The organism is Streptomyces sp. NPDC037242 (assembly GCF_055604165.1).
Genome location: NZ_JBVJUY010000033.1, coordinates 33,771 through 47,173, shown reverse-complemented (window position 1 = coordinate 47,173; position 13,403 = coordinate 33,771). Strand labels below are relative to the sequence as shown.

The following is a 13,403-nucleotide window of genomic DNA, read 5'->3' as shown; positions in this document are numbered from 1 at the left end:
CCCCCAGTTATTGCGGATCTTGGGCGGCGCCGGCGAGTACCACGCGGGAACGGTCACCCGGCCGCCGGATGAACCGCCCCGCGACGACGGCCGACAGGGCGGCCGCCACGGGCAGCAGGTAGGCCGTCGCCGGGCCGAAGCGGTCCACCGCCGCGCCCGCGGTGGCGGAACCGGCCGCGATGCCCGCGAAGATGGCCGTGACGGCCAGCGTCATGCCCTCGTTCAGACGGCCCTCGGGCGTACGGGCGTGGACCAGGGACATCGCCGTCACCATCGTCGGAGCCGTGGCCATGCCCGCGAGGAGCAGGGCCGGGGCCAGCAGTACGACGGAGCCGGTGGCCGCGGCGGCCGCGGGCAGGGCCATCGCGGCGGCCAGGACGGCCAGGCAGGTCCCCAGGCCCCGCGGGCGCAGGGTGCCGTAGAGCAGGCCGGCCGCGCAGGAGCCCGCCGCCTGGAAGGCCAGGATCAGGCCCGTGCCGGCGCCCATCGCGTGCGCGTCGAGGTAGGCGATCGAGGAGACCTCCATCGAGCCGAACACCAGGCCCAGGGCCAGGAAGAGGAACAGCAGCGGGCCCAGCGCGCCGAGCGGCGAGCCGCGCCGGGGCGCCGCCGTCACCGGGGGCTCGGTGGCGCGCCGGGAGGTGAAGACCAGCATGCCGGTGAGGAGCAGGGCCGCCCCGGTGAGGGTGCCCGCCTCCGGGAAGACGGCCGAGCAGAGGAACGCGGCCAGGACCGGGCCGAACATGAAGCAGAACTCGTCGGCGGCCTGCTCGAAGGACATCGCCGTGTGGTGCTCGGCCGGCGAGCCGCGCAGCAGGTGCGTCCAGCGGGCCCGGGACATGCCGCCGATGTTCGGGGTGGTGGCCGTGGCGGCGTACGCGGCGAAGAGGGTCCACGCGGGGGCTTCGAGGCGGATGCAGGCGACCAGGGCGAGGGAGCCGAGGACCGCGATCAGCGTGGCCGGTACGGCGATCCGGGCCTGGCCGTAGCGGTCGATCAGCCGGGCCGTCCAGGGCCCGACCAGTGCGGTGGCGCCGAGGCCGGTGGCCGTGACCGCGCCGGCGAGGGCGTACGAGCCGCGCTGACCGGCGATCATCATCACCGCGCTGATCCCGAACATGCCCGTCGGGAGCCGCGCGATCAGGTTCCCGGCGGTGAAGGCCCGGGTGCCGGGGAGGGTGAACAGCCGCCCGTACGGGCCCCGGGCGCGGGGCGCGGCAGCGGCGGGCGCGGCCGCCGGCGGGGTGGCGAGGACGAGGGTGGTGCCGGTCACGGTCATCAGCGGGGTGGTGGGCATGGATCAAGCCTCCGGCCCGGGGCCGGTCCCGGTCCAACACCTGTTCAGGGCCGATTCACCGCCGTCTGTTGTTAGTCTCCGGGAGTGACAGCCCGTGATGTGGAACCCCGCCTGCTGCGCGGATTCGTGGCCGTGGCCGAGGAGTTGCACTTCACCCGCGCCGCCGCCCGCCTGTACGTCGCCCAGCAGGCCCTGAGCCGGGACGTGCGCCGCCTCGAACAGGTCCTGGGCACGGGGCTGTTCGTACGCACCACCCGCGCCGTCGAGCTCACCCCGGACGGCGAGCGGCTGCTGCCCCTGGCCCGCAACGTGCTGCGCGCCCACGAGGAGCTCGCCGGTGCCTTCGCCGGGCCGCGCCCGCTGCTCGTCGATCACAACACCGACGGCCCCGGCACCGCGCGCAACGTCCTCCTGCGGGCCCGGGAGCTCGCGCCGGACTGCGAGCTGATGGCCCGCTTCGAGAGCGGGCTGACCTACGCCGCCGCCGAGGTCGCGGCGGGGCGGCTCGACGTCTCCTTCGGGTACGCCGCCGGCCTGCCCCCGGCGCTGCGGGCCGGGCTCGCGCAGATGCCCGTACGGTACGAGCCGCTCGCGGTACTGCTGCCCGCCGGGCACGCGCTGGCCGGGCGGGCCGGCGTACCGCTGGAGCTGGACGCGCTGGCCGGGGAGAGCGTGTACACCGGGGCGGGCAACGCGCGGACCCTGGAGTGGACCGGTCTGGCGGGGGAGCTGTTCGCCGGGCGCGGGATCGAGCAGGCGGCGCCCGCCCCGGTGGCGGTGGGCAAGGACGAGTTCCGCCGGGTGATGGCCAAGACCGGCAACCCGGTGCTCGTGACGGTGGACTTCGCCGACATGCCCGGGTGCGTGAAACGGCCGCTCGTCGACCCGGTGCCGCTGTCGCCGCTCGCGATGGTGTGGCGCAAGGGCTTCGGCCATCCCGGGCTGGACGCCCTGCGCGCGGCCGCCGCCGAGCTCGCCGCCGCGCGGGGCTGGCTGGACGTGCCCCCCGGGAGCTGGCTGCCCGCCGCGCTCACAGCTGGCACCGACGGAGGGTGAGTGCAAGGTTTCCCGGCGGTCATCCGGCGGGGACCGGGGCCGAAACGAGCCCTTCCTACGGTCGTCACCACGGACGCGACGGCAGCTGTGGAGGCGTGTGATGACCTGGATCGAACACTGGGATCCGGAGGACGAAACCTTCTGGAAGACCTCGGGCGAGAAGATCGCCCGGCGCAACCTGCTGTACTCCGTGCTCTCCGAGCACATCGGCTTCTCGATCTGGTCCCTGTGGTCGGTGATGGTCCTCTTCATGGGGCCGCAGTACGGGATCGACCCGGCCGGGAAGTTCTTCCTCATCGCCACCGCCACCTGCGTCGGCGCCCTCGTACGGGTGCCGTACACCTTCGCCGTCGCCCGCTTCGGCGGCCGGAACTGGACGGTGGTCAGCGCCCTGCTGCTGCTCCTGCCGACGCTGGCCGCGCTGGTGGTCATGGAGCCGGGGACCTCCTACGGCACGTTCCTGGCCGTCGCCGCGCTGACGGGGGTGGGCGGCGGCAACTTCGCCTCCTCGATGACGAACATCAACGCCTTCTTCCCGCTCCGCAAGAAGGGCTGGGCGCTCGGACTCAATGCGGGCGGCGGGAACATCGGCGTACCCGTGGTGCAGCTGATCGCTCTGCTGGTCATCGCCACCGCCGGGGCGGGCCGCCCCAGGCTGCTGCTCGCCATCTACCTCCCGCTGATCGTGATCGCGGCCGTGCTGGCCGCCTTGCGGATGGACAACCTGGCCCCCGTGCGCAACGACACCGGCGCGGTACGGGAGGCGGGGCGCGACGCGCACACCTGGATCATGGCGTTCCTCTACATCGGCACCTTCGGATCCTTCATCGGCTACAGCTTCGCCTTCGGACTGGTGCTCCAGACCCAGTTCGGCCGGACCCCGCTCCAGGCGGCCTCGCTCACCTTCATCGGCCCCCTCCTCGGCTCGCTGATCCGCCCCGTCGGCGGGGCGCTCGCGGACCGCTTCGGCGGGGCCCGGATCACGCTGGGCACCTTCGTGGCCATGGCGGCCGCGACCGGAGTGGTCATCTTCGCCTCGGTGCGGGAGTCGCTGCCGGTCTTCCTCGTCGGGTTCGTGTCCCTGTTCGTGCTCAGCGGGCTCGGCAACGGCTCCACGTACAAGATGGTCCCCGGCATCTTCCAGGCGAAGGCCCTCGCCCGCGGGATGAGCGGCGAGGACGCGGCCGCCTACGGGCGCCGGCTGTCCGGGGCCTCCATGGGGCTGATCGGCGCGGTGGGCGCCCTCGGCGGCCTCGGCATCAACCTGGTCTTCCGGGAAGCGTTCTTGAGTTCCGGCTCCGGAACGGCCGCCTTCGTGACCTTCCTCGGCTTCTACGCCGCCTGCTGCGCGGTCACTTGGGCGGTATACCTTCGCCGGCCCGCCGCCGTGAGCGCCCCGGAGACCGGGACGGCGGCGAAGCCGCAGCTCACCTCGGTGTAACGCCGGTTAACGGTGTGGAAATGCGGGTGAACCGAGCCTGATACGCGCCCTTGGCAGGCTCGGCTCACGCGACACCCGACCCACTGCGCGAGGCAGGTCACCATGTACGACACCCACACCGGGCCCCTGGCCGGCTTCACCGTCGGCGTCACCGCCGCCCGGCGGGCCGACGAGCTGATCGCCCTGCTGCGCCGGCGCGGAGCCAACGTGCTGCACGCGCCGGCCCTGCGGATCGTGCCGCTGGACGACGACACCGAGCTGCTCGCCGCGACCAAGAAGCTGATCGGCTTCGCCCCGGACGTCGTGGTGGCCACCACCGCCATCGGCTTCCGCGGGTGGATCGAGGCCGCCGACGGGTGGGGGATCGGGGAGGAGCTGCTCGGGCGGCTGCGCGAGACCGAGCTGCTGGCGCGCGGCCCGAAGGTCAAGGGCGCGATCCGGGCCGCCGGGCTGGTGGAGACCTGGTCACCGCAGTCCGAGTCCCTCGCCGAGGTCCTCGACCGGCTGCTGGCGGCCGGGGTCGAGGGCCGGCGCATCGCGATCCAGCTGCACGGGGAGCCGCTGCCCGGGTTCATCGAGGCGCTGCGGGACGGCGGGGCCGAGGTGGTGGACGTACCGGTGTACCGGTGGATGGCGCCCGAGGACCTGGGGCCGCTGGACCGGCTGCTGGACGCGGTGGTCTCGGGGTCGGTGGACGCGGTGAGCTTCACCTCGGCCCCGGCGGTGGCCTCGCTGCTGGCGCGGGCCGCGGAGCGCGGCGTACGGGAACCCCTGTTGGCGGCGCTGCGCGACGGCGGGGTGCTGTCCGCGTGCGTGGGGCCGGTGACCGCGCTGCCGCTCCAGGCGGAGGGGGTGGCGACCCTGCAGCCCGAGCGGTTCCGGCTGGGGCCGCTCGTACAGCTGCTCTGCACCGAACTGCCGGGACGCGCGCGGGTGCTGCCGGTCGCGGGGCACCGGGTGGAGATCCGCGGCCAGGCCGTGGTGGTGGACTCGGAGCTGCGCCCCGTACCGCCGGCGGGGATGGCCCTGCTGCGGGCCCTGTCGCGCCGGCCCGGGTGGGTGGTGGCCCGGTCGGAACTGCTGCGGGCGCTGCCGGGCGCGGGGCGCGACGAGCACGCGGTGGAGACGGCGATGGCGCGGCTGCGGGTGGCGCTGGGCGTGCCGATGCTGATCCAGACGGTGGTCAAGCGGGGGTACCGGCTGTCGCTGGACGCAGGGGAGTGCGCGCCCGTAGGGGGGTCGGTTAGCGTACCCGGATGATCATTGACGGAGTGGAGATGCGGGGCATCACGCTGGACGATGCCGCCGGACTGGCCGACGTACTCACGCGCAACCGGGCGTACTTGGCGCCCACCGAACCCGACCGGTCCGAGCAGTTCTACACCGAGGCGGGCCAGCTGGCACGGATCGAGGCGCTGCTCGCCGACCGGGACGGCGGCCGCGTGCTGCCCTTCGTACTGAGCGCCGACGGCGTGCCGGTCGGGGCGATCAACCTCGGCTCCATCACGCTCGGGCCGCTGTGCAGCGGCGGCGTCGGCTACTGGATCGACGAGGCCTGGACCGGGAAGGGCCTGGCCACCGCCGCCGTGAAGGAGGTCTGCCGGATCGCCCGCGACGAGGTCGGCCTGCACCGGGTGGAGGCCGGCACCCTCCTGGACAACCACGGCTCCCAGCGGGTGCTGGCCAAGTCGGGCTTCACCGCCTACGGGATCGCCCCGCGGTACCTCCACATCAACGGCGCCTGGCGCGACCACCGCCTCTTCCAGCGCCTGCTGCACGACGACCCGCCGCGGTACTAGGTCGTGTCGTCAAAGTCCCCTCTGGCCGGCGGGGCCTTGACGACACTCCCTAGGTCGCGGCCAGCCAGCTGCCGATCGGGTCGACCACCAGCAGCGCCAGCAGGAGCAGCGCCGGTACGGCGGTACGGCGCAGTCGGGAGGACGGGCCGGGCGCCGCGCCCGTGCCCGGGCCCGGGCCCGCGCTCGTGACCGCGCCGAACGTACGGGGCCGGACGCGGAAGGTGCTGTTCGGGTGGCGGGACTGCATCCGCCCCAGCCACCCGCACAGCACCAGGCCCGCGTAGCAGAGCGCCGTCGGCACCGCCGCCCCGCCGAACTCGTTCAGCGCGAACCCCAGCAGGACGACCACCCAGCCGACCAGCACCACCGGCTGCTCCCAGGTCGCGTACGACCCGACGACCTGCGCCGGGCGGGCCAGCGCACGCCTGCGCCAGGGCCAGCTCGGGTGCGTGTGCCAGGGCAGGGTGACCCACCGCGACCACGGCACCGACCGGTCCCAGACCGCCGGATCCGCGCCCTGGTCCACCGCGTCCAGATCCGCGCACAGTTCGCGGCTGCGCAGGATCTCGGTGTGGGTCACGTAGGCCAGCGCGGCCAGCAGCGCGAGGAGCTCCGCCTCGCCACCGAGGTCGAGGCCCTCGCCCGGCCAGGGCGCGGGGGCCGCGGCCAGACGGTAGGTCAGGATCGCGTGCGGCACCGCGGCGGTGAGCAGGAAGGCCCACCACAACGCCCGAGCCGCGCAGCCCAGTTCCACGTCCCGGTTGCGGATGTGGGCCAGCTCGTGGAGGACCACCGCCTCGAAGTGCCGGGGGCGCGACTTCAGCAGCGGCCTCAGGCCCGCGTTGACGCACACCGTGTACCGTCCGGCCCCGCCGAAGGTCACCGCCGTCGCCGACATGCGCAGCGGTGCGACGAGGAACCGCGGGAGCGGCTGCACCCCCGAGCGCCGGCACAGGTCCCGCAGGGCGAGGTCGAGCGCCGAGCCGGGGCCGACCGGCACCATCCGGCCCGTCCACCGGCGCCACACCGGCGTGACCAGGAAGAGCACGAAGGCAGCGGCGGCCAGGACCACGCCCGCCCACAGCGCGGGAGGCAGTGCGGCGTCCGCGAGCAGCCGGCCGTAGTGCGCGGCCGCCTGCGGCCTCACCATCCGCACCTCGTTCAGCGGCAGTCCCCCCAGGCCCCGGGCCTCGGGCGTGGCGAGGAACGCCTCGTACAGCGGGCCCGAGCGTCGGGCGCGGGCCGAGCGCATCCGCAGGCCGACCGCGACGACGAGGAGTGCGAGGAGGAACAGCGCCGACCGGCGGGTCGACCCCTGGCCCAGGACACGCTGGTCCTGCCGGGCGATGGGGTCACGCACCCCCGGCGGGCCCTTCCGCGGGTCCGGCCGCGGGCCGTTCCGCAGGGCCGGCCGCGGGTCCGGCCGAAGGGCCCGCCGCAGGGCCGGCCGAGGGTCCGGACGAAGGCCCCGCCGCCCCGGTGGCCAGTCGGGCCACCACCGCGTCCGCCAGGGCATCCGCCCGGTGCGGCTCCACGCCCGCGGCCAGCGCGCGCTCGCGCACCTGCGTGCGTACCGCGTCGAACTGCTCCGGCAGCAGCACCGGCACCGCGACCGGCTCCGCCGCGGCCGCCGGCCGCCGCAGCACCCGCCGCAGCCACGGGCGGGCCGCACGGCCCGCGCCGTCCACGGCCGCGGCCGCGCCCCGCTGCGCGACCTCGGTCACGACCAGCCACACCACGGGCGCGACCAGCGCCGCCACCTCGGCCGCGCCGAAGCCGAGCGGGTCGCGCCTCTCGCGCCTGCGCCGGAACAGCCGCGTGACCTGTGCGTCGTTCAACGCGGCCGTTCCGTCCAGCAGTTCCAGCTCCTCGGGGGCCTGCTGCGCGAGAATCTCCCGGACCAGCTGGCGTACGTTCCGCGGCTGCATGTGCGTCCTCCCCTTCGCCACCGGCCGGCACTGGCCGGCACCGACCGGTCCAACGAGCTTGGGCGCCGGCACGGCACGCCGCCCGCGTACGGGGGCTTCCGCCGCGGAGCGGGTACGGGCACTCTGGGGGCACGCCCCAAGAGGGAGGCGGTGACGGGCATGTGGTTCGACTCCGGGCGGGTCTGCCTGGACCTGGTGGCCACCTTCGGGTCCCGCGGGGACGTCGGGGGCGCCGAGGGGATCCGGGACGGCGACGAGCTGCGGCTGTGGCTCGTAGGGACCGGGCTGGTCCCGGGCCGGACGCCCCTGAACCAGATCCAGACCGACTGGGTCCAGGCGTTCCGGGCACTGCGCGCCGACGTGGAGAGCCTCGTACGGGCCGAACTGGCCGCGGCGGGGCCCGACGGGGGCGCGCTGGCCCGGGTCAACGCGGCGGCCGCCGGTCCGCCCCCGGGACTGTGTGCAGTACCGGACCAAGAGGGCCATCTCGTACGGGAGTTGTGCGGCGGGGTGGAGTGCGGGGCGCTGCTCGCCGCCGTGGCCCGGGACGCCGTGGAACTGCTCACCGATCCCGGCGACCGGGCGCTGCTGCGGGCCTGCGAGGGCGAGGGCTGCTCCCGGGTCTACCTGGACACCTCGCGCGGACACCGGCGGCGCTGGTGCTCCAGCGAGCTGTGCGGCAACCGCGAGCGGGTGGCCCGGCACCGGCGCAGGGTCCTGGCGGCCCGCCCCGGGTAGCCGGGCGCCCGCCGACCCGGCCAGAGCCCCCGCCGACCCGGCCAGAGCCCCCGCCGGAGTCCGCCGCGGGCGGTTCCGGGCGGTTCGCGCAGTGATCTTCGTCGTGATCCGCCGCCGTTCCCGGAACGGGCGTGCGGACAGGGGGCCGGTTCGCGTACGGTTGACGGTCGCCCATGCACGTCAGAAGGGGGCCTTGGTGGCCGCGCAGAATGCCGCTGTCGACAGCACGGCGGATTCCGTCCGCGATCGGGAGATCGCGGTCGAGCAGACGCATCTCGACCAGGTGTACCGACGCCTCGAGGAGAAGATCCACGAGGCCGAGTTCCTGATGAACGACGCCGCCAAACGTGGCCAGGTGGGGACGCCCGGCGCGCTCGCCGAGCGCGACGCGCAGGTCTTCCGCGCCGGCATCCACCTCAACCGGCTGAACAACGAGTTCGAGGACTTCCTCTTCGGCCGCATCGACCTGGTGCTCGGCAAGGACGGGGAGCGCGGGCCGGACGGCGCGTACACCTCCGTCGAGCCGGCCGACGACGCGATCCGCGCCGACCTCACCGCCGACATCGCCGAGACGCTGCACATCGGCCGCATCGGGGTCCTGGACTCCGACTACACGCCGCTCGTCATCGACTGGCGCGCCCCGGCGGCCGCGCCGTTCTACCGCTCCACGCCCAAGGACCCCGGCCGCGTCGTGCGCCGCCGCGTGATCCGCTCCAAGGGCCGCAAGGTGCTCGGCGTCGAGGACGACCTGATGCGCCCCGAGGTCACCGCCTCGCTGAACGGGCAGGAGCTGCCCGCCATCGGCGACGGAGCCCTGATGGCCGCCCTCGGGCGGGCCCGTACGCACTCGATGCGCGACATCGTCTCCTCCATCCAGGCCGAGCAGGACCTCGTCATCCGGGCCCCCGCCGCCTCGGTCGCCGAGGTCGCGGGCGGGCCGGGCACCGGCAAGACCGCCGTCGCCCTGCACCGCGCCGCGTACCTGCTCTACCAGGACCGGCGCCGCTACTCCGGCGGCATCCTGATCGTCTCCCCGACGCCGCTGCTCGTCGCGTACACCGAGGGCGTGCTGCCCTCCCTCGGCGAGGAGGGCCAGGTCGCCATCCGCGCGCTCGGCTCGCTCGTCGACGGGGCCGAGGCGACCACGTACGACGATCCGTCCGTGGCCCGCGTCAAGGGCTCCTCCCGGATGCTCAAGGTCCTGCGCAAGGCCGTACGGGGCACCCTGGAGCTCGGCAACGCCCGCGGCCCCGCCCCGGACCGGCTCCGGGTGGTGGCCTTCGGCCGGCGCCAGGAGCTGGAGGCCGACGAGCTGAACCGGATCCGCCAGAACGTGCTCGGCGGCACCGCCCCCGTCAACCTGCTGCGCCCGCGCGCCCGCAAGCTGCTCCTCGACGCGCTCTACGCGAAGTCCGGCGGGGCCGGCCGGCACAGCGACCCGGAGCTGGCCGCCGAGCTGCGCTCCGCGTTCGACGAGGACATCTCCACCGAGGACGCGTTCATCGACTTCCTGAACGCCTGGTGGCCGGAGCTGACCCCGCGCGCGGTGCTCGCCGCGATGGCCGACGAGCGCAAGCTCGGCCGCTGGTCGCGCCGGGACCTGAACCCGCGCGAGACCCGGCAGCTGGCGCGCTCGCTGCGCCGGGTGGGCCCGGACGGCAAGGGCCCCCTGTCGGTGCACGACGTGGCGCTGCTGGACGAGCTCCACCAGCTGCTCGGCGCCCCGGCCCGGCCCAAGCGGAAGCGGGAGATGGACCCGTTGGACCAGCTGAGCGGGCTGGAGGAGCTGATGCCGACCCGCGAGGAGACCCAGTGGGAGCGGGCCGAGCGGCTCGCGGCGGAGCGCACCGAGTACGCGCACGTCATCGTGGACGAGGCGCAGGACCTGACGCCCATGCAGTGGCGGATGGTGGGCCGCCGGGGCCGGATGGGCACCTGGACGGTGGTCGGCGACCCGGCGCAGTCCTCGTGGACGGATCCGGACGAGGCGGCCGCGGCCCGCGACGAGGCCCTGGGGTCCCGGCCGCGCCGGCGGTTCACCCTGACGGTGAACTACCGCAACCCGGCGGAGGTCGCCGAGGTCGCGTCCCGGGTGCTGCGCCTGGCGATGCCGGGCATGGAGCCGCCCACGGCGGTGCGCTCCACGGGCCTGGAGCCCCGTTTCGCGGCCGCGGAGGGGGATCTGGGCACTGCGGTGCGGGAGGAGACCCGGAGGCTGCTGGAGCAGGTGGACGGCACCGTCGGCGTGGTCGTGGCCATGGACCGGCGCGCGGAGGCCGCGGGCTGGCTGGCCGACCTGGGCGACCGGGCCGTGGCGCTGGGCAGCCTGGAGGCCAAGGGCCTGGAGTACGACGCCACCGTGGTCGTCTCGCCGGCGGAGATCGCCGAGGAGTCCGCGGCCGGGCTGCGCGTGCTGTACGTGGCGCTGACGCGTGCGACGCAGCAGCTGACGGTGGTCTCGGCCGGCCGGGACCGGCCGGGCCCCGACGGGGTCCCGGAGCTGCTGCGGCCGTAGCCGCGGGGGCGTACGTCCGGATGGCCCGCGGCCATGAGGCTGGTGAGTCGAGGTCAACTTCCGGGAGGGGGATCACTTCCGGCGAACCTTTGTTAGCCTGGTGAAGGCACCGACTCGATCCAAGCCCCCGGGCCCAACCTTCGTCGCTCAGAGCGACCACTTGCCGCGAGGCGAGCATGGCGGGTCGGTGTCATAGTCGTGGAAAACAGGTCTGCCCCCTCTGCGGAAGCGGAGGGGGCAGACCTGTTTCGCGTGTCCGGAAAGGGTTCCGAGACACCTGGAAATCTCGTATGGTGGAAGAGTCTTTCCGAAATTTGTAGCTGGTTACCTTGTACTGGCTGGTAGGTGGGACGATCGGACAACAGGTCCTGCCACACCTGCCGTGTGACAGGTCCCTGTATGTACAGAAAAACCAGGGACAGAAGAGGAACACGGCCATGGCAACGGCGCCCAGCGTCTCGTACTCGATGACGGTCCGCCTGGAAGTGCCCGCGAGCGGAACCGCGGTCTCCCAGCTCACCACCGCCGTGGAGTCGTCCGGTGGCTCGGTCACCGGCCTCGATGTGACCGCCTCCGGCCACGAGAAGCTCCGTATCGACGTCACCATCGCCGCGACCTCCACGGCGCACGCGGACGAGATCGTCGAGAAGCTGCGGGGGATCGAGGGCGTCAGCCTCGGCAAGGTCTCCGACCGCACCTTCCTGATGCACCTCGGCGGCAAGATCGAGATGGCGTCCAAGCACCCCATCCGCAACCGCGACGACCTCTCGATGATCTACACCCCGGGCGTGGCCCGCGTGTGCATGGCGATCGCCGAGAACCCCGAGGACGCGCGTCGCCTGACCATCAAGCGCAATTCCGTCGCAGTCGTGACGGACGGGTCGGCCGTGCTCGGCCTCGGCAACATCGGCCCGATGGCCGCGCTGCCCGTCATGGAGGGCAAGGCGGCCCTCTTCAAGCGCTTCGCCGGCATCGACGCCTGGCCGATCTGCCTCGACACCCAGGATTCCGACGAGATCGTCGCCATCGTCAAGGCCATCGCCCCGGGCTTCGCCGGCATCAACCTGGAGGACATCTCCGCGCCGCGCTGCTTCGAGATCGAGGCCCGGCTGCGCGAGGCCCTCGACATCCCCGTCTTCCACGACGACCAGCACGGCACCGCGATCGTGGTCCTCGCCGCCCTCACCAACGCACTGCGCGTGGTGGGCAAGGCAGTTGGCGACGTCAAGGTCGTCATGTCGGGCGCCGGCGCCGCCGGTACCGCGATCCTCAAGCTGCTCCTCGCCGCCGGCGTCAAGAACGCGGTCAGCGCCGACATCCACGGCGTCGTGCACGCGGACCGCCCCGACCTGGTCGACGCGGACGCCGACTCCCCGCTGCGCTGGATCGCCGACAACACCAACCCCGAGGGCTACACCGGCACGCTGAAGGAGGCCGTGGTCGGCGCCGACGTCTTCATCGGCGTCTCGGCCCCGAACGTGCTCTCCGGCGAGGATGTCGCCGCGATGGCGGAAGGCGCCATTGTGTTCGCGCTCGCGAACCCGGACCCCGAGGTGGACCCGGCCGTCGCCCGCCAGACCGCCGCCGTCGTGGCCACCGGCCGCTCGGACTTCCCGAACCAGATCAACAACGTGCTGGTCTTCCCGGGCGTCTTCCGCGGCCTGCTGGACGCCCAGTCCCGCACGGTGAACACCGGCATGATGCTGGCCGCCGCGAGCGCCCTGGCCGACGTGGTCGGCGAGGACGAGCTGAACGCGAACTACATCATCCCGTCGGTCTTCAACGACAAGGTCGCCGGCGCCGTCGCCGGAGCCGTCCGCAGGGCCGCCTCGGCCGCCGCGACGGGCGGCACCTCCGCCTGATCCCCGGCGCGTCGCGGGATGCGGGCCCGGCGGGCCGCCTCTAGGGTTGCGGAGATGCCTGCGTGGCCCGCGGTCCGCGTCTCCGGCCCGCCATCCGGATGCCCTCCGGTGCGGACGGAGCGTCACCGCGGCGTGACTGTGGCGCTTTTCGTGTGACCCTGGCGGGTGCCGGATTGGCTTTCCCGCCGGTGGTGGGGGCAGGATGCGTAACCGGGCGAGAGGGTCTGACGTTCAGACCCGGGTCCGGGGACTGTCCTAGGGCCCTGGCAGCATCGGCTTCGATCTCACGCCTCTAAGGCAAGTTGAACACGGGAGTACAACATGAACCGCAGTGAGCTGGTGGCCGCTCTGTCCGAGCGCGCCGAGGTGACCCGCAAGGACGCCGACGCCGTTCTGGCCGCGCTCGCCGAGACCGTCGGCGAGATTGTCGCCAAGGGCGACGAGAAGGTCACCATCCCCGGCTTCCTGACCTTCGAGCGCACCCACCGTGCCGCTCGCACCGCGCGCAACCCGCAGACCGGCGACCCCATCCAGATCCCGGCCGGCTACAGCGTGAAGGTCTCCGCGGGCTCCAAGCTCAAGGAAGCCGCCAAGGGCAAGTAGTCCCGCCCTTGTGCCGGGGGCCGCAGAGGCCCCCGGGACGGCAGAGGAGTACGTAGAACGGCGAAGGGGGGGCCCCCCCCGGGGGGGTCCACCCTCGGGGCGTGCCTGGCCCCCCAGGGGGGCTGGTACGGGGGTCCGCGCAGGTTCGTTTTTGGTGGCCCCTC

Annotated in this window: 11 protein-coding genes; 8 read left to right on the top strand and 3 right to left on the bottom strand. The window is 73.8% G+C overall.

Going from position 1 to position 13,403, the window contains the following annotated elements:
• Positions 1–7: 7 nt before the first annotated feature.
• Complete coding sequence (locus ACZ7GJ_RS30690) at positions 8–1,297, bottom strand: MFS transporter (protein WP_470756160.1); 1,290 nt, start codon at positions 1,295–1,297, stop codon at positions 8–10.
• A gap of 84 nt (positions 1,298–1,381) precedes the next feature.
• Between ACZ7GJ_RS30690 and ACZ7GJ_RS30685 the strand changes: the two genes are divergently transcribed.
• The 4 genes from ACZ7GJ_RS30685 (at position 1,382) to ACZ7GJ_RS30670 (ending at position 5,593) form a co-directional block, all read left to right on the top strand.
• On the top strand, positions 1,382–2,353 hold the full coding sequence (locus tag ACZ7GJ_RS30685) for a LysR family transcriptional regulator (RefSeq protein ID WP_470756159.1): 972 nt from the start codon (positions 1,382–1,384) through the stop codon (positions 2,351–2,353).
• 100 nt (positions 2,354–2,453) lie between these two features.
• Positions 2,454–3,794 carry a nitrate/nitrite transporter gene (locus ACZ7GJ_RS30680; protein ID WP_470756158.1) on the top strand — a complete coding sequence of 447 codons (1,341 nt, stop codon included), beginning with the start codon at positions 2,454–2,456 and terminating at the stop codon, positions 3,792–3,794.
• Between the two features lie 102 nt (positions 3,795–3,896).
• The gene (locus ACZ7GJ_RS30675; RefSeq protein WP_470756157.1) at positions 3,897–5,054 is read left to right on the top strand and encodes a uroporphyrinogen-III synthase; all 1,158 of its coding nucleotides are present in this window, start codon (positions 3,897–3,899) and stop codon (positions 5,052–5,054) included.
• Positions 5,051–5,593, top strand: coding sequence for a GNAT family N-acetyltransferase (locus tag ACZ7GJ_RS30670; RefSeq protein ID WP_470756156.1), 543 nt, complete (start codon positions 5,051–5,053; stop codon positions 5,591–5,593). The genes ACZ7GJ_RS30675 and ACZ7GJ_RS30670 overlap by 4 nt, the downstream gene beginning before the upstream one ends.
• 49 nt (positions 5,594–5,642) lie before the next feature.
• Here the strand turns inward: ACZ7GJ_RS30670 and ACZ7GJ_RS30665 are convergent, their stop codons facing one another.
• Together ACZ7GJ_RS30665 and ACZ7GJ_RS30660 are read right to left on the bottom strand one after the other, a co-directional pair.
• Positions 5,643–6,953 carry a M48 family metalloprotease gene (locus ACZ7GJ_RS30665; RefSeq protein WP_470756155.1) on the bottom strand — a complete coding sequence of 437 codons (1,311 nt, stop codon included), beginning with the start codon at positions 6,951–6,953 and terminating at the stop codon, positions 5,643–5,645.
• A complete protein-coding gene (locus ACZ7GJ_RS30660) occupies positions 6,946–7,521 on the bottom strand; it encodes a hypothetical protein (protein ID WP_470756154.1) in 576 nt (191 codons plus the stop codon). Before ACZ7GJ_RS30660 ends, ACZ7GJ_RS30665 begins: the two co-directional genes overlap by 8 nt.
• Before the next feature lie 159 nt (positions 7,522–7,680).
• On the opposite strand from ACZ7GJ_RS30660, the gene ACZ7GJ_RS30655 reads away from it, so the two are divergent.
• The 4 genes from ACZ7GJ_RS30655 (at position 7,681) to ACZ7GJ_RS30640 (ending at position 13,239) form a co-directional block, all read left to right on the top strand.
• The gene (locus ACZ7GJ_RS30655) at positions 7,681–8,259 is read left to right on the top strand and encodes a CGNR zinc finger domain-containing protein (protein ID WP_470756192.1); all 579 of its coding nucleotides are present in this window, start codon (positions 7,681–7,683) and stop codon (positions 8,257–8,259) included.
• 196 nt (positions 8,260–8,455) lie between these two features.
• On the top strand, positions 8,456–10,774 hold the full coding sequence (locus ACZ7GJ_RS30650; protein ID WP_470756153.1) for a HelD family protein: 2,319 nt from the start codon (positions 8,456–8,458) through the stop codon (positions 10,772–10,774).
• Positions 10,775–11,211: 437 nt separating this feature from the next.
• Complete coding sequence (locus ACZ7GJ_RS30645) at positions 11,212–12,636, top strand: NAD-dependent malic enzyme (protein WP_365921559.1); 1,425 nt, start codon at positions 11,212–11,214, stop codon at positions 12,634–12,636.
• A gap of 321 nt (positions 12,637–12,957) precedes the next feature.
• Positions 12,958–13,239, top strand: coding sequence for an HU family DNA-binding protein (locus ACZ7GJ_RS30640; RefSeq protein ID WP_007264399.1), 282 nt, complete (start codon positions 12,958–12,960; stop codon positions 13,237–13,239).
• Positions 13,240–13,403 lie beyond the last annotated feature (164 nt).

Coding starts and splice junctions, on each gene's coding strand:
- ACZ7GJ_RS30690 (WP_470756160.1), bottom strand. CDS start 1,297: ATGCCCACCACCCCGCTGATGACCGTGACCGGCACCACCCTCGTCCTC.
- ACZ7GJ_RS30680 (WP_470756158.1), top strand. CDS start 2,454: ATGACCTGGATCGAACACTGGGATCCGGAGGACGAAACCTTCTGGAAG.
- ACZ7GJ_RS30675 (WP_470756157.1), top strand. CDS start 3,897: ATGTACGACACCCACACCGGGCCCCTGGCCGGCTTCACCGTCGGCGTC.
- ACZ7GJ_RS30670 (WP_470756156.1), top strand. CDS start 5,051: ATGATCATTGACGGAGTGGAGATGCGGGGCATCACGCTGGACGATGCC.
- ACZ7GJ_RS30660 (WP_470756154.1), bottom strand. CDS start 7,521: ATGCAGCCGCGGAACGTACGCCAGCTGGTCCGGGAGATTCTCGCGCAG.
- ACZ7GJ_RS30655 (WP_470756192.1), top strand. CDS start 7,681: ATGTGGTTCGACTCCGGGCGGGTCTGCCTGGACCTGGTGGCCACCTTC.
- ACZ7GJ_RS30645 (WP_365921559.1), top strand. CDS start 11,212: ATGGCAACGGCGCCCAGCGTCTCGTACTCGATGACGGTCCGCCTGGAA.
- ACZ7GJ_RS30640 (WP_007264399.1), top strand. CDS start 12,958: ATGAACCGCAGTGAGCTGGTGGCCGCTCTGTCCGAGCGCGCCGAGGTG.